Origin of the sequence: Nocardia sp. NPDC101769, assembly GCF_044766925.1 — a bacterium.
Lineage (GTDB): Bacteria > Actinomycetota > Actinomycetes > Mycobacteriales > Mycobacteriaceae > Nocardia.
The window spans coordinates 19,770-41,780 of record NZ_JBIWMX010000013.1 but is presented as its reverse complement, the minus strand read 5'-3'; the positions used below and the strand labels follow the sequence as shown (position 1 = coordinate 41,780).

Here is a 22,011-nt window from a genome sequence, read left to right as displayed (position 1 = left end):
TCCACGGGGAACGGCTCGTTCCTACCTTGGGCCCACCATCATCGGCTTTCGGATCGGATACCACCCCATGACCGACATCGTCACCCCCGCGTCGGCGGGCGCGGAACCCACCGCGGCGACACCCGCTCCAGACTACGACCCCAGGCTGACCAATGACGATCTCGCCCCCCTGAAGAAACAGACCTGGGGCTCGTACCACATCTTCGCCTTCTGGATGTCGGATGTGCACAGCGTCGGCGGATACGTCACGGCGGGCAGCCTTTTCGCCCTCGGGCTGGCCGGCTGGCAGGTGCTGGCCGCCCTGCTCATCGGCATCACGATCGTATATTTCCTGTGCAATCTGGTGGCCGCGCCCAGCCAGCGGGCGGGCGTGCCGTATCCGGTCATGTGTCGCAGCGCCTTCGGCGTGAAGGGCGCGAACATCCCGGCCATCATCCGCGGTCTGATCGCGGTGGCCTGGTACGGGATTCAGACCTACCTGGCGTCGGCGGCGCTGATCGTGGTGGCGGTCAAGCTCTTCCCGAGCCTGGCGCCTTACGCGAAGTTCGGTGATTACGGGTTCCTCGGCCTGTCGCTGCTGGGCTGGTGTGCCTACCTGGTGCTGTGGCTGGTGCAGGCGGCCGTGTTCTGGCAGGGCATGGAGTCCATCCGCAAGTTCATCGACTTCTGCGGTCCCGCCGTGTATGTCGTCATGTTCTTCCTGTGTGGGTACCTGATCCACAAGGCCGGCTGGAGCGCCATCGACCTGCAGCTGGGTGCGGTGAAGTACCACGGCTGGGACGCGCTGCCCGTGGTCCTGGGCGCGATCGCGCTGGTGGTGTCCTATTTCTGCGGGCCGATGCTGAACTTCGGTGACTTCTCCCGCTACAGCAGGTCCATGGCGGCGGTGAAGCGCGGCAACCTGCTCGGGCTGCCGGTCAACTTCCTGGCGTTCTCGCTGCTGGTGGTGATCACCGCGTCGCTGACCATCCCGGTGTACGGCGAGCTCATCACCGATCCGGTCGAGACCGTCTCGCGCATCGACTCCACCTTCGCCATCGTGCTGGGCGCGCTGACCTTCACCATCGCCACCGTCGGCATCAATATCGTCGCCAACTTCATCTCGCCGGCCTTCGACTTCTCGCACGTGAGCCCGCAGAAGATCAGCTGGCGCATGGGCGGGATGATCGCCGCGGTCGGGTCGGTGCTGATCACGCCGTGGAACCTGTACAACAACCCGGACGTCATCCACTACACCCTCGAGGTACTGGGCGCGTTCATCGGCCCGCTGTTCGGGGTGCTCATCGCCGACTACTACCTGGTGCACAAGCGGACCATCGTGGTGGACGAGCTGTTCACCATGGCCGAGAGCGGAAAGTACTGGTACCGCAACGGGTTCAATCCGGTCGCGGTGATCGCCACCGTGATCGGCGCCATCGCTGCGGTGTTCCCGGTACTGGCCAAGGACGTCTACGGCATGCACGCCGCGGCCCAGTACAGCTGGTTCATCGGATGCGGTCTGGCACTGGTCATCTACTACGCGCTGGCCACGCGCAGCAAGCTCATGGTCGAAGCCTGAGGGGATATCCCTGGCAGCGATGCCGGTCGCTGCCAGGGATTTGCTGAATCAGTAATAGATCGTCTCCCGAAAATGTGTCCGGCGTTACATAATCCGCACGGAGGCGCGTATTAAAGCGCACAGTAGGAAAACCTGCTTTTCTCAATCGGAATAAGTACCGTATGTGCTCATGCAGCTCTCCCGGTTCACCGATCTCGGCTTACGGTCGCTCATGCGCCTGGCTGTCAGTAGCGGCGCCGAGGAAAGAGTCACCGTCAAACTCATTGCGCGACAGGTGAATGCTTCCGAAAACTACGTTGCCAAGGCCATCTCCCGGCTCGCCGAACTGGGCTATGTCGAGTCCCAGCGCGGACGGACCGGCGGGATATTCCTGACCGATGCGGGTAGAAAAACCACCATCGGCACTATTGTTCGGCAGCTCGAATGTGATAGCGAAGTCATCGAGTGTGGCGGCGACAATCCGTGCGCATTGGCGAATGCGTGCCGTTTGCGGGGCGTCCTCGCCACCGCGCAGAACGCCTTCTACGCCGAACTCGATCGGTACGTCCTGTCCGATCTGGTGGATCAACGCACCGTGGAGCTGCTGTACATGCCGGTATTCCCGGCGGCTTCACTCATCGACACCTAGGAGACCTCATGAGGCTCGCGCCGGATTCCACGCTGAACACCTTCCCCGAGCTGGAACCCGAGCACGCCGAGGTGATCGTCGCGACCCTGCCGTTGGTGGCCGCGCACATCGACCAGATCACCCCGCTGTTCTACACCAAGATGTTCACCGCCCACCCGGAGCTGCTGCGCGACCGCTTCAACCGCGGCAACCAGCATCAGGGCGCACAGCAGAAGGCGCTCGCCGCCTCCATCGCCGTGTTCGCCACCCACCTCGTCGACCCGAGCCTGCCGCACCCGCAGGAACTACTGGCCCGCATCGGCCACAAGCACGCCTCACTGGGTGTCACCGAGCCCGAATACCGCATCGTCCACGAGCATCTGTTCGCCGCCATCGTCGAGGTGCTGGGTGCGGACGTGGTGACCCCCGAGATCGCCGCGGCCTGGGATCGCGTGTACTGGCTGATGGCAACCACGCTCATCGATTTCGAGCGGGAGCTCTACGACGCCGCGGGCGTCGTGCCCGGTGACGTGTTCCGCGAGACCCGGGTGGTGCAGCGCATCGACGACCCGTCGGGTGTGGCCACCTTCGTGGTGGAGTCCGCCGATCCGTCCGCACCGCTGCCGGGATTCGTTCCGGGACAGTACATCTCGGTCGGCGCCCGGCTGCCCGACGGCGCCCGCCAGCTGCGTCAGTACAGCCTGATCAATCGCGGCGGCGACGGCCGGCTCGCCTTCACGGTGCGCAAGGTGCCCGCCGACGCGGACACCCCCGCCGGTGAGGTCTCGAACTGGCTGCACGACACCGTCGGCGCGGGCGACACCCTCGAAATCACGCTGCCCTTCGGCGATCTCACCATCGACACCGCGGCCACCACGCCGGTCGTGCTGATCTCCGCGGGCATCGGCGTCACCCCGATGGCGGGCATCCTGGAATACCTGGCGGCCGAAACCCCCACGCGCCGGACGGTCATTCTGCACGCGGACCGCTCCATCACCGCGCACCCCCTGCGCGAGACGGTCGACGCGCTCGCCCACCGGCTGGCGGACGTGTACCTCCGCGCCTGGTACGAGGCCGACGGCCACGGGCTGCTGGACCTGACCGGGGTCGATCTGCCGGAGGACGCGGACTACTACCTGTGCGGTGGCACCGGCTTCCTGCAGTACGTGCGCGCCCAGCTCATGTCCGCCGGAATCCCCTCGGACCGAGTCCATTTCGAGCTCTTCGCGCCGAACGACTGGCTGCTCGACGCCGATCAGCAGCCTGCCCTCGCCTGACCGCGGGCGGGCTCGATCGGTGCCGCGCGCGGTAATTGAGCGCTAGTCGCGCGCCGCGATGATCCGCAGCACTCCGCTCAGCCACGGGGTGTAGCGCGCGGGTTCGGCCGCCACGTTCTCGGCGAGGGCGTCCGGCCGGATCCACGCGATATCGGCGACCTCGTCGGGATTCGGGTGCGGCGCGGTCCCCTCCAGCCGTCCGATGAGGACGTGATCGAATTCGAACTCGACGCGGCCGGTATTCGGATCGGTGGCCCGGTAGGTGAAGATGCCGACCTCGGAGAGCTCGGCGGTGACGCCGAGTTCCTCGTGCAGCCGCTTGGCGGCCGCCTCCACCACCGCCTGCCCGGGCTCCGGATGCCCGCAGCAGGTGTTGGTCCACAGCAGCGGGAAGCGCGTCTTCACGCCCGCCCGCTGCTGCAGCAGCACCCGCCCGGCGGCATCGAACAGCAGCACCGAGAAGGCCCGATGCAGCCGCCCGGGCGCGGTGTGGGCCGCGGCCACCGACAGCGCACCCTGCGCCCGGCCCTGCTCGTCGACCAGTTCGACGAGCAGGGTCTCACGGTCCACCACCGGGGTGGTGTCGGATGCGTCGAGGGTGCCGGTCACCGGACCACCTTATCGGCGGTGATCATCAGGTACTGGAAGCTGCCCTCCTTGTACGAGGTCAGGAAGGGTTTCTCGACGCCGGTCGCGAGTTCGGACCGGGTGCGCAGCTCCCAGTACGGAATGGTCGCGGCGGTGAGGTCGGTGACCGCGATGGGGACCAGGCCGTTGGCGGCCAGCGCCTGGAAGTAGCGGCTGCGCGGATGGATATTGCAGCCGTAGTGGGCGTCGATCCAGCTCACCGAGGCCGAGCGGGCGCCGAACACGTCATTCGAGCAGCCGGTGATGCAGACGTAGCGGCCGCCCGGCTCGAGCAGTCGGGAGAACTCCGCGAACAATTCGAAAAGGTCCACGTACATGGTGGTTTCATTGGTCCAGATGCCGCGCCTGGAGCCGGACTCGAAACCGGTGTCGAGCATGTTCTTGAAGTGGAAGCGCACCTTGTCGGCGACGCCGCGCTCGCGGGCCTGCTCATTGGCGAAACCCACCTGGTATTCGGAGATGGTGACGCCGTCCACCTCGCAGCCGAAGCGCTGGTTGGCCATGAAGCTGGTGCCGCCGCGACCGGATCCGCCGTCCATGAGCCGGTCGCCGGGCCGGACGTCGCCGAGCTGGCCGAGCAGGACGTCGGCCTGCGCGGTCTCCAGGCGATGCAGTTCCTCGACGATCCGTTCCTGCCGGGTCTCCTCGGGGCCTTCCAGGACCGACAGGTCCGGATCGCCGATGCCGTAGTGATGGTGGTAGAGCCCGTCCACCTCGCCGAGCTTGGTGTTGACGCGATCGTCATTGGGATTGTTGTTCCAGTAGGACGCGACCGATTTCTGGTATTCGGTCTTCAGCACGGCGTCCGGCCGGGGGTGGAGCGCGGTCATGGCAGGTCATCCTCTCGAATGGGTGATATGACGCTGGAAGTACTGCGCGCATCGAACGGCGGTGTGATTCACGGGGTTTCGTTGTAGCGGCGGCTGTCCGCGTGCCAGGCCCGGTTGCCGCCCATCCAGGCCCACAGTCCGGTCAGGAAGCGGCGCAGCTCCGGGGAGCCGGCGGCGGCGAGGGCGCCCGCCTCGGCCTCGAAGCGGTGCACCAGTTCGTCGTGGACCTCGGCGGTGCGCTGGACGGCCTGGCGGCGAGAGCACTGCTCCTCGGCGGCGAGCACGGTGGGGAGGTTGAATTCCCGTCCGCCGGAGAGGTCTTCGCGCGCCATGGAGTAGAGGTCGTTGACCATCTGGCTGGCCAGCGCGGCGGTGGTGACCACCCGCCGCACCCGCGGGTCGGTGTACTCCGCGGCCGGCACCTCGTAGCCGCCGACCGCGTCGATCGGGGCCATGCAGGGCAGGAAACTGTGCGGTTGCCGGTTCAGCAGGTATTCCCAGACCGGCGGCATGCGGCCCGCCGCGCGCCACCCCGCCTCGGCGCCCAGGGCGATGAACCAGCCCGCGATCTCGGTGCGCAGCCGCGCCACCTGGGTCGGGGTGGCGAATCGCGACAGATGCTCGAAGGAGGTCCGGAATGCCCGCAGAATCGGATCGCGCTGCATGGCCTCCTCCACCTTGACCTGGTACCGCGGTGGCAGATGCACGGGATCCATGGCGGCGGCGGCCAATTCGAGCCGCGGCCCGAGCTCGGCCTCGGCGCTCGACCTGCTGCCGTCCGGCGCGATATCGCTGGCGTCCTCCTCGCAGTAGTAGTCGTCCACCGACCACTCCGACACCGCGCACTTGGCTGCCGCCAGCAATCTGTCCGCATCATCGCAATCCGGATGCGCCAGCATGATCAGCCGCCCGAAGTCGGCCTTCCGCAGATCATCGAGCCGCCCTTCGTACAGCCCGATCTCCTCGGCCCACGCGATGATCCCGAAATTCACCGCCTCCGCCAGCGCCGGATTGTCCCGCACCGGCGGCGGACAGTAGAGCGCCGGAATAACCGCCTCCTGCGCCCGCCGCGTCGATCCGGTCCCGATTCCGCTCGGACCATGCGAAACCCGCTTGGCCCCAGCAGAACTCGCGGCCTCCAATGTCCCGGTCGCCATAGTGGCGCCGGGCTCGACCGCCGTGGAGCCCGGAATCCCGCGAGCCAGCTCGGTGATCGACTCGAGGTCCCACGCCCGATCGAGGGTCCTGTCGGGAGCCGCGCTCGGAGCATCGGGCCGAGCAGCCGCCGAGGTGGCGACAGCCGGAGCCGCCGCATCGGCCCGGACCATGGTGTCCGCCCGTGCCGCAGGCGAAGTCGGCGTGACCGGTGGGAAGCCACCGGGCACCCCGACTCGGCGAATTGCCGAGTTCGTACCGATTCCGGTGGGGCCGCTCGCAACCCGTCGCGCCGTCGGGCCGGGCGAACTCTGTCCCGCGGCATGGGTTTCGGACGGAGGGGAGGGTAGGTGGCCGGAGCCGAGGGCGCGGGGGATGGGGCGGCAGGGTTGGGCGAGTGGAGAGGTCGGGGGTCTGGGCGTCGGCACCGCGCCGCCGGCAGGCGACGGCGGACGCGATGCCTGTCCCGCGAGCTCCGTGATCACCTGGGGGGTGGGTAGGTTCACGCGGAGGCTCGGGGCCCCGAGGCCGGAGGGGCCGAGCAGCCGTCGGGGGGAGTGCGCCTCGGCGGCGTCGGAGGCGCCGAGGCGGGGATCATCACCGAGGGCGGCAATGGCTTCGGTTGCCGGGAGCAGGGTTTGGGGCGCGGTGGTGTCGAGGTTGGTCAGCAGGGCGGCGACGGCCGCCGCCACCTCATGGGTGGCAGGCGGGGCCGCGGCGCGTGAGAGCACCGACATGACAGCACACCTCGCTCAGTCGGACTGGCGGGCGACCAGCACATTGTCGAGAATGCCGAGCGCGTCGGGGACCAGGACGGCGGCCGAGTAGTAGCAGCTGACCAGGTAGGAGATGATCGACTGATCGTCGATGCCCTTGAACCGGACGTTCAGGCTGGGCTCGTACTCGTCCGGAATTCCGGTCTGGTGCAAGCCGATCACGCCCTGGTCCTTCTCGCCGGTGCGCATGGCGAGAATCGACGTGGTGTGGGTGTCACTGACCGGGATCTTGCCGCACGGGAAGATCGGCACCCCGCGCCAGGCGGGCACGCGGTGGCCGTCCACCTCCACCGGGTCGGGATAGATTCCGCGCTTGGAGCATTCGCGCCCGAACGCGGCAATCGCCTTGGGGTGGGCCAGGAACAGCTTCGTGCTGCGGCGCATGGAGAGCAGTTCGTCCATATCGTCCGGAGTAGGCGCGCCCGATTCGGTGTAGATGCGCTGTTTGATGTCACAGTTGTTGAGCAGGCCGAAGTCCGGGTTGTTGACCAGGTCGTACTCGCGGCGCTCGTAGAGGGCCTCGATGGTCAGGCGCAGCTGCTGCTCGATCTGATCCATCGGGTCGTTGAACAGGTCGGCGACGCGGGTGTGCACGCGCAGCACCGACTGGGCCAGGCTGAGCTCGTACTCGCGGGGCTGGTCGTCGTAGTCGACGTAGGTGCCCTCGAGCATCGGCTCCCCGGAGTGGCCGGAGGAGATCACGATCTCGGCCTCGCCGTACTTGTTCTGCGGCAGCGACGGGGCCTGTGCCACGGCGGAAAGGTGTTCCGCCAGTGCCGGAATGTTCTCGGTCAGCTGGTTCACGGTGGAGCGGCCGAGCACCAGCATGGTGGTGGGCGTGATCGTCTTGATGGTGACCGGCCAGATGGCGTCCGGATCGGTGAGGGTCTGGTCGCCGAAGAAGTCGCCGCCGCCCAGCATGCCGAGCTTGGTGGTCTCGCCGTACTCGCCGGTGCCGATCTTGGAGAGCTTGCCGTGCACGATCAGCAGCACCTGGTCCATCGGGTTGCCGAACTCGGCGACCACGGTGCCGGCGGGCAGATCCCGCTGTTCGAAGCGGCCGGCCACGGCAGCCAGGATCTCCTCGTCGGCGACGCCGCGCAGCTGCGGCAGCTCCTGCAGTTCGAGCGGGATGACCCGGGCATGCGGGCCGTTGATGACGTACTCCACCTCGCCGTTGCCGACGGTGTGCGTGAGGCGCCGGTTGACGCGGTAGATACCGCCCTTCACCTGGCTCCACGGCAGCGAACGGGTCAGCCAGCGGGAGCTGATGCCCTGCATCTGCGGTTCGGATTTGGTGGTGTGCGCCAGCTGGTGAGCGGCAGCGGTACTGAGCGACCGGCGCTGGCCGTTTTCGGTCTGAAGGGGCATTTCGATGGTCATGCTGCGGTCCTCACCTCGAAGGGCCACCGCGACGGAAGGCGGTGGAGTCCACGGCGAAACAGCAGACCCGAACGGGGCCTGCATGAATTAGTCAAGTGAGTGAATTGACAAGCGCGACAGTGCGTTTCCAGCGATTCCGATGGTAGAGCTCCGGATCACCCGACGCGCCGAAATGCCAAAACATGATGCCTGGGATGTTGCTGTGACCCGTAAACCCCGAACGGCCGGTTTGCTTTGGTGCGGGCCCGGATCGCTCCGCCACGCGTAGCCCGCATGGTGCTGGTCACAGCGCCAGCGCAGTAGGGTGGACGTATGGCAAGCTCATCGCGACGCGTCGGGGCGGGTGACGCTGGTCAAGGCCAGGAAATGTCTGGGAGAGAAGCCGTGAAATTCAATACGAGGTCCGTGGTGGGTCCGATCGAGCGACTCGTCGCGACCGCACAGAACGGGCTCGAGGTGATCCGGTTCGGGGGACTGGTTCACGACATCGAATCGTCGCCGTACGAGGTGGTGGAGCGCAAGCGGATGTACCGCCTGCGGCACTACTTCCCGGACGACACCGGGGCGGACCGTCCGGTGGTGGTGCTGGTGCCGCCCATCATGGTGACCGCCGAGATCTGGGACGTGAATGTCGCCGACGGGGCGGTCGGCATTCTGCACCAGGGCGGAATCGATTGCTGGGTGGTCGATTTCGGCTCACCCGCCACCGAAGAGGGTGGCTGGGACCGGGATCTGGCCGACCACGTGCTGGCGGTCTCGAGTGTCGTCGACACCGTCACCGAAATCACCGGCCGCGCCGTGCATCTCATGGGGTACTCGCAGGGCGGCATGTTCGCCTACCAGACCGCGGCCTACCGCTACGGCAAGGGCGTCGAGTCCATCGTGACCTTCGGCAGCCCGGTCGACGCCGTCGCGGGCATGCCCTTCGGCCTGCCGCACGGGCTGGTCTCCGACGCCGCCGACTTCCTCACCGACCACGTGCTGAACCGGCTGCCCATCACCGATTCCATGGTGCGCCTGGGCTTCCAGGCCCTGGACCCGGTCAAGACCGCCCGCGCCCGCATCGACTTCCTGCGCCAGCTGCACAACCGCGAGGCCCTGCTGCCCAAGGAGCGCCAGCGCCGCTTTCTCGAGGTCGACGGCTGGCTCGGCTACCCGGGTCCCGCGCTCACCGATCTGCTTCAGCAGTTCGTCAAGCACAATCGAATGATGCTGGGCGGCTTCGTGATCCGCGATCAGCCCATCTCGCTGGCGGAGATCAAGTGCCCGATCCTGGCGTTCGTCGGCGAGGTCGACGACATCGGCCAGCCCGCCGCCGTGCGCGGCATCGTGCACGCCGCGCCCAATGCCGATGTGTACGAGACCAGCATTGTGGCCGGGCATTTCGGACTGGTGTCGGGCTCCACGGCCACCAGGCAGACCTGGCCCGTGGTGCGCGACTGGGTGAACTACCTCAGCGGCCGCGGCGAACTGCCCGAACAGGTCGAGCGCATGAGCACCGAGGCGGTCCGCAACGGCCCGCGCACCGGGCTCACCCGGGTCGTGCACGCCCTCGGCACCCTGGCCGAGGCCGGAACCAGCGTCGGGAAGACCATCGAGGGCGTGGCCGGGCAGACGCTGCGCGGCACGGTCGAACTCACCAGTGAGGCCGCCCGCGCGCTGCCCCGGCTGACCCGGCTGGGCATGATCCAGCCGCACACCCGAATCTCGCTGGGCCGCTTGGTCGCCGAGCAGGCGCGGCGCGCGCCGCAGCGCGAGCTGTTCGTGTTCGACGACCGCGTGCACACCCAGGAGGCGGTCGATCAGCGCATCGACAATGTGGTGCGCGGGCTGATCTCCGTCGGCGTGCGGCCGGCCACTCGGGTCGGCGTGGTCATGGAGACCCGGCCGAGCGCGCTGGCCGCCATCGCCGCGCTCTCGCGGCTGGGCGCGGTTGCGGTGCTGCTGGCGCCGGGGAGTGAACTCTCCAAGGTCGCGGACCTGACCGGCACCAAGCTGCTCATCACCGATCCGGAGAACCTCGCCAGCGCGGCCGCCACCGGTCACCGGGTGCTGGTGCTCGGCGGCGGCGATGCCCGCAGCCTCGACATTCCGCCGGGCGCCGATGTGGTCGACCTGGAGCAGATCGACCCGGCGCAGGTGGAGCTGCCCGCCTGGTACCGGCCGAATCCGGGCCTGGCGCGCGAGCTGGCCTTCATCCTGGTCACCGGCACCGGCGACAAGTTCGACGTCAAGCAGGTCACCAATCACCGCTGGGCGCTGTCGGCCTTCGGCACCGCGTCGGCGGCGGACCTGGGCCGCCACGACACCGTGTACTGCCTTGCGCCGCTGCATCATTCGTCCGGACTACTGGTGAGCCTGGGTGGCGCGGTGGCCGGCGGCAGCCGCATCGCGCTGGCCCGCTCGCTGGAACCTGCGCGGTTCGCCGAGGAGGTGCACCGCTACGGCGTCACCGTGGTCACCTACACCTGGACCATGCTGCGCGACATCCTCGACGCTGACACCTTCGCCGACGGGCACGCGCATCCGATCCGCCTGTTCATCGGCTCCGGTATGCCCGCGGGCCTGTGGCGGCGCACCGAGGAGCGCTTCGCGCCCGCCAAGGTGCTGGAGTTCTACGCCTCCATCGAGGGAGATGTGGTGCTGGCCAACGTCTCCGGCGCCAAGATCGGCTCCAAGGGCCGTCCGGTGCCGGGCACCGCGAAGGTCGAACTCATCGCCTACGACCCGCTGACCGACGAAATCCTGGTCGAGGACAGCGGTTTCGCGCGGCGCTGTGCCGACAACGAGGTGGGGCTGCTCATCGGCACCGTGTCCGACCTCGTCGACCTCTCCGCGGGCGGGCTGCGCGGCGTCTTCGCCCCCGGCGACGCCTGGATGCCCACCGAGAACCTCTTCCGCCGCGACAGCGACGGCGACTACTGGCTCATGGACCGTCGCGACACCGTCATCCCGACGCCGCGCGGTCCGGTCTACACCCAGCCGATCGTCGACGTGCTGAACGACATCACAGCCGTCGACATGGAGGTGGCCTTCGGCCTCCCCGCCGGCGACCGCATCCTCGCGGTCGCCGCGGTGAGCGTCCGCGCGGGCTTCGGCCTGGCTCCCAAGGATGTGACCGAGGCGGTCCGGGCCCTGGCTCCCGACCAGCGCCCCGACATCGTCTACGTCGTCGACGACATCCCCCGCAGCTCCACCTACCGTCCCTCGACGCGGGCGGTGCAGGCTGCGGGCCGCGCCGAACCCGACGACCGCACCTGGTGGTACAACCGCACCACCGAGGCCTACGAGATCCTCACCCCCGACCTCGCCGCGCGCCTGTTCGGCTGATCGTCTCGAACGCGCCCCCGCCACCGTGTCGCACCGAAGAAGACACGGCAGGGCCGGGGCGCGTTCGCATTTCGCCTGCGACCGCAACAAACTCGGCTACATCGTCGCCCCGCCGGGCTGGCAGCCCGCGGAACGGCGCGACCAGCCAGCCCGAGCTCGCACTGTAGCCGGTGCTCCGGTTCAGTTCTCCGCCAGCACCTTCTGTGGTTCGGCCGCTGCGGTGGTGCGGGCCGCGACCGCCTTGCGGACCGGGATCATGAGCGCGATCACCGCGGATACCAGGCAGGCCACGCTGCCGATCAGGAACACCGTGCGGAAGCCGTTCTCGGTCGGAATGGCATGGCCGCCAACCGAGATGGTCAGCTGCGCAAGCACCGCGCCCACGACCGCCGAGGAGACGGAGGTGCCGATCGAGCGCATCAGGGTGTTGAAGCTGTTGGCGGCGGCCGTCTCCGACAGCGGCACCCCACTCATGATCAGCGCCGGCATCGCGCCGTACGCGAGCGCCACACCCGTGCTGCAGATGATGTTCACCAGCTCCAGACCCCAGGTGGAGCCCATCGTCAGCTGTGCCACCCCGTAGCCGGCCGCCATGGTCAACGCGCCGGTGAAGAGGGTGATCTTCGGGCCGCGCGCAGCGGACAGGCGGGCGCCCACCGGTGAGATGAGCATCATCATGATGCCGCCGGGGGCCATCCACAGACCCATCATGATCATCGACTGGCCCAGGCCGTAACCGAGCGAGGTCGGCAGCTGCAACAGCTGCGGCATGCTCAACTGCAGTGCGTACATGCCGACACCGATCGCGACGCTCGCGAGGTTGGTGACCAGCACCTGCGGACGCGCGGTGGTGCGCAGGTCCACCAGCGGCTCGGGCGACCGCAGCTCCCACCAACCCCAGGCGAGCAGGACGACGACCGCCGCGGCGAACAGACCCAGCGTGGTACCGCTGGTCCAGCCCCAGGTCGCGCCTTTCGACACCGGCAGCAGGAACGACACCAGACCGGCGCCGAGCAGCACCGCACCCGGAAGGTCGAAACGTCCCGACGGTCCTTCCGAGCTGCCCTCGGGCACCAGGGTCACGATCAACGCGGTGGCGATGCCCACCAGACCCGCCGCGACCCAGAACATCACACGCCAGCTGCTGTACTCGGTGACGGCCGAGGCGATCGGCAGGCCCAGTGCGCCGCCGATGCCGAGGGACGAGCTGATCAGCGCGATCGACGAGCCGAGCCGTTCGGCGGGCATCACATCGCGCAGCAGGGCGATGGCGAGCGGGATGATGCCGACGCCGAGCCCCTGCAGGCCGCGGCCGACGATCATCGGCACCAGCGAATCGGACACCGCGCACACGATCGATCCGATGATGAGCGGAATGGTGGAGGCGATCATCATGCGCCGCTTGCCGTACATGTCGCCGAGCCGGCCCGCGACGGGGGTGGCGACGGCCGCGACGAGCAGCGTGATGGTGACGACCCAGGTGGTGTTCGAGGCCGACGTATTCAAGATGCGGGGTAGCTCACCCAGCAGCGGCACCACCAGCGTCTGCATGAGCGACGCGATGACACCGGCGTAGGCGAGCACCGCGAGGGTGCGGCCCGCGCCCGTGCGCGCCGGCGTCGAGCCGGACGCCGTAGCGGAATCGGGTTGGGTCATGGGATCTCCTCACGATGCGCAAACAATGTGTACTGTACACATAAAGTGCAACATGCACATGCAATGGTGGATGCACAACGCTAGGGTGTGGGTGAACAGGGGTTGAACCCGCAGGTCAATGCGGATCGCGGAAGGACGGGACGTGCCCAAGCCCACCGAATTGCTGGAATTCCAGACCATGCTGATGGGCCGTTTCAGCCTCATCGCGCGCAAGGCGACCGACACCAGCCTCGATCGCAGCGCCTACCTGCTGTTGAGCCTGCTCGAAGCCGACGGCCCGATGTCCATCGGCCGGCTCAGCGAAATCCTCGGCCTCGATGTCTCCACCCTGAACCGGCAGACCGCGGCGCTGCTCCGCGCCGGCCTCGCCGACCGCATCCCCGACCCCGACGGCGGCATCGCCCGCAAGTTCCGCCTCACCCCGGAAGGCGCGTCCCGCCTGAACGGCGAACGCGCACAGAGCATCCGCCATCTCGACGAGATCGTCGCCGACTGGACCGACGAGGAGGTCACCGCGCTAGCCGACTCGCTCTCGCGCCTGAACGCCGACATCGACCGCTACCGAAACCGAATTTCCCCCCATCCCTGACACGGACCCGTGTGTGGCAACGGCATCCGCGATGCCGCCGGGCCCGCGGCTACTAGACGGTGAAGCTGGTGACGCCGTCGACGACGCGGGTCAGCTGATCCTCGGTGAGGCCCGGCCACAGGGGGAGGCGGACCAGGGTGGCCGAGAACTCGGCGCTGCGCACGCACGGGAACGGGGTGCGGCCGAGCTTGAGGCCGGCGGGGGAGGAGTCCAGGGGAATGTAGTGGAAGGGGGCCACGATGCCGCGCTGGGACAGGTGGGCGATGAGGTCGTCGCGGCGGTGCTCGGTGGGTACGCGCAGGTAGTAAAGGTGCGCGGTGTGCTCGCGGTCCGATGGCACCGTCATGAGGCGAATGTCGTTGCGGGCGGCCCAGTCCGGGAGGGCGGCGGCGTAGGTGTCCCACACGCGGTGGCGGTTGCGCTGGATGGTGTCGAACTCGGCGAGCTGGGCGTCGAGGACTGCTGCGTTCAATTCGCTGGGCAGGTAGGAGGATCCGATGTCCTGCCAGGAATACTTGTCCACCGCGCCGCGCAGGAAGCGAGCCCGGTCGGTGCCCTTCTCGCGAATGATTTCCGCACGCGCCATGAGGATTTCGTCGGTGAGCAGCACCGCGCCGCCCTCACCGCAGTGCACGTTCTTGGTGTCGTGGAAGGACAGCGCGCCCACCGTGCCGATGGTGCCCAGCGGGCGGCCCCGATAGTAGCCGCCCAGGCCGTGCGCATTGTCCTCGATGATGGCGAAGCCGTGCGCGTCGGCCAGCCGCCGCAGACCCTCCATGTCGGCGGCCACGCCGCCGTAGTGGATGACCATCACGGCTTTGGTGCGCGGGGTGACCGCCGCGGCCACCGACTCCGGATCCAGATTGCCGGTGGCGGCGTCGATATCGGCGAACACCACGGTCGCGCCGCGCAACGCCATGGCTGTCGCGCTGGAGGTGAACGCGAAACTTGGCACGATCACCTCGTCCTCGGGCCCGAGTTCCAGCAGCAGCCCGGCCATTTCGAGCGCGTGCGTGCACGAGGTGGTGAGCAGTGCGTGCGGCGCACCGGTGATGTCACGCAGTTTCGTGGTGGCCGTCGCGGTGAAGGGACCGTCGCCGTGGCTGTGGTCCGAGGACAGCACGGCCTCCACATTCGGCAGCTCGCGCGCGGCGCGGAACGGGCGGCTGAAGATGATGCGGTCACTGCTCACGCGCGGAGCTCCCCCTCGATGTCTTCGTCGAACCGATTCGTCGTGCCGTCGTGGTGACTTCCACCGTCGGGGCGGATGCCGCCGCGCAACTGCTGCGGCCGGGGCGTCGGCGAATCCACCGTCAGATACAGCGGCTTGCCGACCAGCACATGCAGTGCCACACCGAGGTATTCGGCGATCAAACCCAGCGAGAACAGCACCGCGCCCGAGCACAGCAGCAGCACCGTCATGAGCGAGGCCCAGCCTTCGGGGTCGGTGCCGCTGTCGGTCAGCCTGTGGTACACCACCCACCCGGCCATGACCAGCCCGCCCAGCGCCAGCGTCACACCCAGCATGCTCACCAGCCGCAGGCCGCGAGTTCCGCTGCACAGCACCATCTTCCAGAACAGCGAGAACAGCCGCCGATAGTTGTAACCGGACTCCTCACGGCCCTCTGCGCGCAACTGCACCGGCACCTGCGCCGCCTCGCCCACCACCCAGGTGAGCGCCACATCCAGGTACACGCCATTGGAGGCGACCTGCGCCAGCTGCCGCGCGACATCGCCGCGGATCAGCCGGTAGCTCTCGAAGCGGGTGGAGTCCGGGAACGCGAACACCGTCGCCAGCACGATCTTCGCGCCGCGCGAGGTGACATTGCGCAGGAAGCCGTGCGGGCGGGTGTTGACCGGCTTGGAGTAGACCAGATCGGCGCGCTGCTCGAGCGCCGCGTCCAGGAAGTCGGCGATGAAGGCCGGATCGTGCTGGCCGTCCTCGTCCATGGTGACGGTCCAGTCGCCCTGCGCGGCGGCCATACCGGCGATGGTGGCGGCATCCTGGCCGTAGTTGCGGCTCAGCCACACCACCCGCACCTGCGGATAGGTTTCGGCGAGCTTCTGCAGCACCACGTCGGAGCGGTCGGGCCCGTGATCGTGCACCAGCACGATCTCCTCGACCCGGAAGGTGGCGCCCTGCGGCGTGGTGACCGGCTCCCCGAGCTTGTCCAGCTCACTGACCAGTGCGGCGATCGTCTCCTCGCCGCGGTACACGGGCACCACGACGGAGACGGCGTGCACCCGCGCCGGGCGCTCGCTGCCGGAGGTCACGCTGGGGTCGCTCGCGTAGGTGCGGGCGGACGGAATCGGCATCAGCTGAATGTACTTTCGATGACGGTGTGCGCCGGAACTCCACACCGGAAACCGGAGCCCGAGCCGCGCTGAACTCTAACACGCTGCTCGGCGCGGCATTCGGGGCGAAGTATCGACACCCGGCCTATCATTCCCCATGTCCACCCCCCGCAACGGCGCCCATACCTCCCAACGGCTTGGCGGTAAGTGCCATCGACATCGCCGCCCTGTAGGGTCTGGAACTCGTGGTGGAAAGCTCAGTTTCCAAGGTGGTCGGGGCCGCCGAATCCGGGCAGGACAACAAGGCGGCTCGGCGCGAGGTGTACCGCTGGGGCATCGTCACTTCGATCGGGGTGACCCTCGGCTATCTGGCTGTCATCCTGGCCAACTCCCGCCACTTCTTTACCGACGACACCGAATCCCAGTACACGGGCCTGTGGGTGTTCTTCGGCCGCGCCTTCCGCGACGGCCATTTCCCGCTGCTGATTCCGGACCAGTGGATGACGGGTAATTACACCAATGAGGAAGCGGGACTGTTCAACCCGCCGCAGCTGCTGATCGATCTGATCGCGCCCTCGGTGCCCAACCTGGCCGTGTACGCGACCATCGTGAAGCTGGTCTTCGCGATCATCACCGGGCTCGGTGTGTACCGGGTGTGCCTGGTGTACGGCGCCCGCCCGCAGTGGGCCGCGGTGGCCGGGGTGGCCATGCCGTTCACCGGTTTCTTCCTGTTCTTCGACTCGGCCAGCTGGTTCACCGCCATGGCCGGCACCGCGTGGATGATCCACGCCTGGGCGTCCTCGGAGCGCTACCTGCGCGGCCAGGGCGGTCCGATCCCGGTCTTCGTATACCTGTACCTGGCGATCTCGGTGCAGTACGTGTTCCCCGCGGTCGAGTCGGTGCTCATGCTGGCCGCGGTGGCCGTCGGCTACCTGGTGTGCCGGGGGCCGCGGACCTGGCCGCAGTGGCGCGTCGCGTTCGGCCCGCTGCTGCGCCTGGCCGCCGCAGCGGCCTGCGCGGGCGCGGCGGGTCTGCTGACCTTCCTGCCCTCGATGCTGTCGGCGCAGGTGAGCTGGCGCGGCAATTCGCAGATCAATAACGACCAGTTCCTGACCGTGCCGTGGTCCGAGTCGCTGAATGCCAGCCTGCCGACCACCATGCCGGCGTTCACCTCGTGGTGGGGCTACGTGCAGCCGCTGCCCATGACCTACATCGCCTGGTTCCTGATCCCGGCGCTGGCGTTCGTGGATTGGAAAGCGGCGCAGAAACACTGGAAACAGTTCGTCGCGATTGCACTGTTCGCACTGATGGCGCTCATGTGGACCGCCGGGCCCGGCACCGTCGGCCCGCTGCGCTGGCCCGCGCGCGTGTTGCCGATGCTGGCGCTGGGTCTGCTCGTGCTGGTGTGCGTGCTGCTGGGGCGCTTCGCCACGCTGCGGGACCGCAACACGCGGATCATCTCGGCGCTGGTGCTGGTCCTGGCGCTGTGGGTGCGCACCTTCTCCGCCGATCCGCACGACGTGCTGTGGCACCTGGGCTCGGCCGCCGTGGTGATCGCCCTCGGGTTCGGCGCGGTCTGGCTGGGCCGCACCCGCGGCGCTACCGGGGCCACCGCCCTGGTCATCGCCGCCATGGTGCCGATCGCCTGGTTCCAGGTGTGGTGGGTGCAGCCCACGCCGATGTCGTGGAACCTGCCCGCTGACCGCAACGAGGCCATGGCGGCCTTCCCGAAGTTCCAGGCCGGCACCACCCTCCAGCTCTCCGACCGCGGCCTGCTGCAGCCCGCCGACAAGAACCTGCAGGGCGCCTACGGGTCGCTGGTGTGGGGCAACTACGCCAAGGACCTGCAGCAGGACTACGTCAACGGCTATACGCCCAACGGGCACTTCTATTTCGGCGAAATGCTCTGCATGCGCTGGGACTCCAGCGTCTGCCCCGACGCCTACCGCCGGCTGTTCAGCGCCGAGCCGACCACCGGCCGCACCCTCGCCGACCTCATGCTGATCGACCGGGTCGTGTTGCAGAAGGCCATGTTCCCCGACGCCGGCGACCAACCCGCCCCGGAGGGCTGGCACTTCGTCGACGTGCCCGGGCACGAGAAGTACATCTGGGTGCTCGAGCGCGACAACGGCCCGATCTCCACGGTCAACGGCCGCGTCGGCGACGCCCACGATGCCACCGCCACCTCGCTCGACGAGACCGACACCACCAGCCGTGTGCGGGTCTCCTCGGAGACCGGCGGTCGCGTCACCTTCGCGCGCCTGGGCTGGCCCGGCTACCGCGTCACCCTCGACGGCAAGACCGTCCCGTTCCACACCGTCGCGAAAGTCTTCGTGGCCGTGGACATTCCGGCCGGCACCGACAAAGCCGTGCTGGAGGTGAGCTGGCGGCCGCCGGGCTGGAAGATCGGAATCGGCAGTGCCGCGGCCGCACTCGTCGGCCTCGGGCTGCTGCAGTGGTTGTACGTTCGCTCGCGTCGTCGCGGCCAGGACGCGCCCGTGGCCGAACAGCTCGACGACGACCCGGACCGCGAACTGGTGGGCACCGCCAAGTGACCGAGACGCGCCCCTCGAAGCACGGCGCCGCGCCCGCCGAGACCGCACCGGCCGGCCCGCTGCTCCGGCTGGTGCGCCGGCAGGAGGTCGCCTTCGCCCTGGTCGGCGGCTTCAACACGCTGATGGGCATGGTGCTCACCATCGTGTGGCTGACCGTCCTCGGCGGCGTGGTGTCCAAGGACGTGGCCGCCGCGCTGTCGGTGGCGCTGGCCTACGCGGTCAGCATGGTGGTGGCCTTCGTCCTGCACCGCACCCTGGTGTTCCGGGTACGTGGCCACCTACTGCGCGACTTCGTGGCCTTCGTCGGCGTGAACGCCGTCGGCATGGTGCTGAACATGGTGCTGCTGCAACTGGCCGTCTCCCTGCTGCGCGCCCCCGCCAAACCGGCCGCCGTGGTGGTCATGGGCCTGGTCGCGGTGGCCAGCTACTTCGGCCATCGCCACATCAGCTTCCGCCGCCCCGCCGATTCCCCTCCCACCCACCCCGACCGGTAGGTTGTCGGACATGTCGGAGGAAAACCTGGACGCCACCCTGCTGAGCCTGCTCGCCTGCCCCCAGGACAAGGGCCCCCTGCAGCTGGTCCACACCGCCACCGGTGACACTGTGCTCTACAACCCCCGCCTACGCCGCGCCTACCCGGTCGACAACGGCATCCCGGTCCTCCTCGTCGACGAGGCCCGCGACGTCTCCGACGACGAACACACCCTCTTCCTCACCCAATCCTGATCCCCCACCGCCCCTTCAATGAGCGCCCGCTCACCCAGGAATGCACCATGGTTCCCGGGTGAGCACCTTCGGGGGACCCCGGCCCGGTCGGCTTCGGCGATCGCGGCGTAGGCCCGTGGCTCCTGTTCACCGCCACCGCCCTGGCCGTGCTCGTGACGGTGCTCGCCCTGATCGCGGCCGCCACGGCTCCCCGCTACCGCACGCCCCTGTCGCACAGCAGTATCCGGGGTGGATGCCTCAACCGGGTTGCCCGCGTCCGCCGGGTGGGCGGTGCGGCTGGCAACCCGAGCCGACCGGTGCGGATCCTCAACTGCCGGTTGATGTCTGGCGCGTGGGTCGGTCCTGTTGGGGGAGATCGCCGGTGAAATAGCGTTGCAGGGTGGGGCCGATGGTGGTGACCAGGTCTTCGATGGGCATGGACGCTATGGGTTCCAGGCGCAGGATTTTGCGGGTTATCAGGAGGCCGGCCAGTTGGGAGGCGGCCAGGGCGGCGCGTTGGGCGCCGGTGCCGGGGGGTGAATCGACCAGGGGGCGGATTTCTTTCAGGACGATTTCCAGAAGGAAGGTGCGGGCCAGGGTCGGGTCGTCGCTGGCGAGGAGGCTGCGGATGGCGGCCACGGCGGGCATGCCGACGGGGGAGTCCCAGATGCCGACGACGGTGCGGATGATGTGCTCGCCCAGGTTTTCCACTGGGACTGCGGCGAAGCCGGCGAGGATGGTCTGGGGATCGACGGGGAGTTGCAGGGCGGCGGCGAACAATTGGTGTTTGGTGCCGAAGTAGTGGTGTACCAGTGCGGGATCCACTCCGGCCGCGGTGGCGATGGAGCGGATGGAGGCCCGGTCGAATCCGACTTCGGCGAAGCGCACCCGGGCGGCGTCCAGAATCGCCTCCCGGGTGCCGGAATTGCCCGGACGCCGTCCGCTGCGGATCCCGTTGCCTCCGCTCACGCCGCGTGTCTCCCGGTCATGCGGTGCGCCGGCGTAGGGTGGCGGCGCCCAATCCCAGTGCGACGGCGGCGAAGACGGCCACGATCAGCACATCCCGCCACATCTGCCCGGTGGCCCCGGTGTGCGTGGACACCTGCTCCAGCGCGTCGACGGCGTAGCTGAGCGGCAGCACATTGCTGATCGCCTCCAGCCAGCTCGGCAGCTGCCCGCGCGGCACCAGCAGGCCGCACAGGAAGAACTGCGGCAGCACGATCACGGGCATGAACTGTACGGCTTGAAACTCGGTGCGCGCGAACGCGCTTGCCAGCAGGCCCAGCGCCACGCCCAGCACCGCGTCGATCACGGCGATGAGCACGACCAGTCCCGGACTGCCCGCCGCTTTCAACCCGAGCAGCCAGAACGCCACCAGGCAGGCCACCGCGGCCTGCACCGCGGCCGCGATGGAGAACGCGGTGCCGTACCCGGCCAGCAGATCCAGTTTGGACAGCGGCGTGGTCATGAGCCGCTCCAGCGTGCCCGAAACCCGTTCGCGCTGCATGGCGATGGCGGTGATGAGGAACATGACCACGAACGGCAGGATGCCGAGCATGGTGATGCCGACCCGGTCGAACAGCCGCGGCGCATGCGGGATGGTCGGATAGTTCTTGTACACGAAATACAGCAGCGTCATGAGCAGCGCGGGCACCAGCACGATCATGGCGACCGTGCGCTTGTCGGCGCGCAGCTGGCGCAGGATGCGCACGGTGGTGGCGGTATAGCAGCCCAGCGGCCGTGGGCCCGCGGGGCGTGAAAGGGTCGCGGTCACAGCTCTTCTCCCATCCGGATCAGCTTGAGGAAGGCGTTCTCCAGACTGGATTCGCCTGTGTCGGACCGCAATTCGGCGGGTGTGAGCTGGGCCAGCAGCCGGCCCTCGCGCATGAGCAGCAGCCGGTCGCAGTGCTCGGCCTCGTCCATGACGTGGCTCGAAACCAGCAGTGTCCGGCCCTGTTTCGCGAGCGCCTGGAACTGCTCCCACAGGTCGGCGCGCAGCACCGGGTCCAGGCCGACCGTCGGCTCGTCCAGTACCAGCAGCTCGGGATCTGCCACCAGCGCGCAGGCCAGGGACACGCGGGTGCGCTGACCGCCGGAAAGCTCGTTGCCGTGATGCCCGGCATGACTGCCCAAACCCACGGCGGCCAGCGCCGTTTCGACCTCGGCGGACGACGCCCCGTACAGCGCACCGAAATACGCGACATTGTCGGCCACGGTGAGGTCGTCGTAGATGCTCGGCTCCTGAGTCACATACCCGACCCGCCGCCGCAGCCCGCGCGATCCGGCCTCCTCGCCGAGCACGGACACCGACCCGGATTCGATGATCTGTGTCCCGACGATGCTGCGCATGAGCGTCGTCTTCCCGCACCCCGACGGTCCCAGCAGTCCGGTGATGCTGCCCCGGGGAACGGTCAGGGAGATGTTCTGCAGAACCTGATTCCCGCCGCGCCGCACTTCCAGGTGCTCGATGGCGATGGCGTCGGTTGTCGTCGCTGGTGCCGTCACGGGGTCACCCTCAATTCATCGAGTGTTGAATTCACTACGCGATGAATTGTGCGCCCATCCGGGGCTCCGGGGCAAGACCCCGCTGCGTGTCGTTTTCTGGTGTGGCGATCTGGCCATATCTGACCGATTACGCTGACCAAAT

Annotated in this window: 18 protein-coding genes; 8 read left to right on the top strand and 10 right to left on the bottom strand. The window is 68.3% G+C overall.

Annotated features, from left to right (window positions below; all coding sequences use genetic code 11):
* Positions 1-67: 67 nt before the first annotated feature.
* The 3 genes from ACIRRA_RS21035 to ACIRRA_RS21025 all read left to right on the top strand — a co-directional run bounded on the left by ACIRRA_RS21035 (position 68) and on the right by ACIRRA_RS21025 (position 3,442).
* Positions 68-1,558, top strand: a complete 1,491-nt coding sequence (locus tag ACIRRA_RS21035; protein WP_402770478.1) for an NCS1 family nucleobase:cation symporter-1 — start codon at positions 68-70, stop codon at positions 1,556-1,558.
* 169 nt (positions 1,559-1,727) lie between these two features.
* Entirely contained in the window at positions 1,728-2,186 is a 459-nt protein-coding gene (locus tag ACIRRA_RS21030; RefSeq protein ID WP_402770475.1) for an RrF2 family transcriptional regulator, read from the top strand.
* Positions 2,187-2,194: 8 nt separating this feature from the next.
* Positions 2,195-3,442 carry a globin domain-containing protein gene (locus ACIRRA_RS21025; RefSeq protein ID WP_402770472.1) on the top strand — a complete coding sequence of 416 codons (1,248 nt, stop codon included), beginning with the start codon at positions 2,195-2,197 and terminating at the stop codon, positions 3,440-3,442.
* A 42-nt stretch (positions 3,443-3,484) separates the two neighbouring features.
* Here the strand turns inward: ACIRRA_RS21025 and idi are convergent, their stop codons facing one another.
* The 4 genes from idi to ACIRRA_RS21005 form a co-directional block, all read right to left on the bottom strand.
* On the bottom strand, positions 3,485-4,051 hold the full coding sequence (idi, locus tag ACIRRA_RS21020; protein ID WP_402770469.1) for an isopentenyl-diphosphate Delta-isomerase: 567 nt from the start codon (positions 4,049-4,051) through the stop codon (positions 3,485-3,487).
* A complete protein-coding gene (locus tag ACIRRA_RS21015; RefSeq protein ID WP_402770466.1) occupies positions 4,048-4,920 on the bottom strand; it encodes a geranyl diphosphate 2-C-methyltransferase in 873 nt (290 codons plus the stop codon). Before ACIRRA_RS21015 ends, idi begins: the two co-directional genes overlap by 4 nt.
* A gap of 68 nt (positions 4,921-4,988) precedes the next feature.
* Positions 4,989-6,812 (bottom strand): family 2 encapsulin nanocompartment cargo protein terpene cyclase, encoded by a 1,824-nt coding sequence (locus ACIRRA_RS21010; protein WP_402770464.1) that lies wholly within the window; start codon positions 6,810-6,812, stop codon positions 4,989-4,991.
* Between the two features lie 15 nt (positions 6,813-6,827).
* Positions 6,828-8,234, bottom strand: a complete 1,407-nt coding sequence (locus tag ACIRRA_RS21005; RefSeq protein WP_402770461.1) for a family 2B encapsulin nanocompartment shell protein — start codon at positions 8,232-8,234, stop codon at positions 6,828-6,830.
* Between the two features lie 366 nt (positions 8,235-8,600).
* Here ACIRRA_RS21005 and ACIRRA_RS21000 point away from each other — a divergent pair, with 366 nt between their 5' ends.
* Positions 8,601-11,564 (top strand): AMP-binding protein, encoded by a 2,964-nt coding sequence (locus ACIRRA_RS21000; protein ID WP_402770458.1) that lies wholly within the window; start codon positions 8,601-8,603, stop codon positions 11,562-11,564.
* Positions 11,565-11,744: 180 nt separating this feature from the next.
* On the opposite strand, the gene ACIRRA_RS20995 is transcribed toward ACIRRA_RS21000, so the two are convergent.
* Complete coding sequence (locus ACIRRA_RS20995) at positions 11,745-13,220, bottom strand: MFS transporter (RefSeq protein ID WP_402770455.1); 1,476 nt, start codon at positions 13,218-13,220, stop codon at positions 11,745-11,747.
* A gap of 142 nt (positions 13,221-13,362) precedes the next feature.
* Here ACIRRA_RS20995 and ACIRRA_RS20990 point away from each other — a divergent pair, with 142 nt between their 5' ends.
* Entirely contained in the window at positions 13,363-13,809 is a 447-nt protein-coding gene (locus ACIRRA_RS20990; protein WP_402770452.1) for a MarR family winged helix-turn-helix transcriptional regulator, read from the top strand.
* A 52-nt stretch (positions 13,810-13,861) separates the two neighbouring features.
* Here the strand turns inward: ACIRRA_RS20990 and rffA are convergent, their stop codons facing one another.
* Both rffA and ACIRRA_RS20980 read right to left on the bottom strand, forming a co-directional pair.
* Positions 13,862-15,001: a dTDP-4-amino-4,6-dideoxygalactose transaminase gene (gene rffA / locus ACIRRA_RS20985; RefSeq protein WP_402770449.1), complete on the bottom strand. Its 1,140-nt coding sequence runs from the start codon at positions 14,999-15,001 to the stop codon at positions 13,862-13,864.
* The gene (locus ACIRRA_RS20980) at positions 14,998-16,053 is read right to left on the bottom strand and encodes a glycosyltransferase (protein ID WP_402770852.1); all 1,056 of its coding nucleotides are present in this window, start codon (positions 16,051-16,053) and stop codon (positions 14,998-15,000) included. The genes rffA and ACIRRA_RS20980 overlap by 4 nt, the downstream gene beginning before the upstream one ends.
* Before the next feature lie 404 nt (positions 16,054-16,457).
* Between ACIRRA_RS20980 and ACIRRA_RS20975 the strand changes: the two genes are divergently transcribed.
* Genes ACIRRA_RS20975 through ACIRRA_RS20965 form a run of 3 tightly spaced genes read left to right on the top strand, consistent with a single transcriptional unit; the run spans position 16,458 to position 19,385 of the window.
* Positions 16,458-18,659 carry a hypothetical protein gene (locus ACIRRA_RS20975; protein WP_402770849.1) on the top strand — a complete coding sequence of 734 codons (2,202 nt, stop codon included), beginning with the start codon at positions 16,458-16,460 and terminating at the stop codon, positions 18,657-18,659.
* Positions 18,656-19,153 carry a GtrA family protein gene (locus tag ACIRRA_RS20970; protein WP_402770446.1) on the top strand — a complete coding sequence of 166 codons (498 nt, stop codon included), beginning with the start codon at positions 18,656-18,658 and terminating at the stop codon, positions 19,151-19,153. Before ACIRRA_RS20975 ends, ACIRRA_RS20970 begins: the two co-directional genes overlap by 4 nt.
* A 10-nt stretch (positions 19,154-19,163) precedes the next feature.
* Complete coding sequence (locus tag ACIRRA_RS20965) at positions 19,164-19,385, top strand: Trm112 family protein (protein WP_402770443.1); 222 nt, start codon at positions 19,164-19,166, stop codon at positions 19,383-19,385.
* 306 nt (positions 19,386-19,691) lie between these two features.
* On the opposite strand, the gene ACIRRA_RS20960 is transcribed toward ACIRRA_RS20965, so the two are convergent.
* From ACIRRA_RS20960 to ACIRRA_RS20950, 3 genes are read right to left on the bottom strand one after another with little or no spacing between them, the layout of a single operon-like run.
* On the bottom strand, positions 19,692-20,333 hold the full coding sequence (locus tag ACIRRA_RS20960; RefSeq protein ID WP_402770440.1) for a TetR family transcriptional regulator: 642 nt from the start codon (positions 20,331-20,333) through the stop codon (positions 19,692-19,694).
* A 16-nt stretch (positions 20,334-20,349) separates the two neighbouring features.
* Positions 20,350-21,138 carry an ABC transporter permease gene (locus ACIRRA_RS20955; protein WP_402770437.1) on the bottom strand — a complete coding sequence of 263 codons (789 nt, stop codon included), beginning with the start codon at positions 21,136-21,138 and terminating at the stop codon, positions 20,350-20,352.
* Positions 21,135-21,869, bottom strand: coding sequence for an ABC transporter ATP-binding protein (locus ACIRRA_RS20950; protein WP_402770434.1), 735 nt, complete (start codon positions 21,867-21,869; stop codon positions 21,135-21,137). The genes ACIRRA_RS20955 and ACIRRA_RS20950 overlap by 4 nt, the downstream gene beginning before the upstream one ends.
* Between the last annotated feature and the right edge of the window lie 142 nt (positions 21,870-22,011).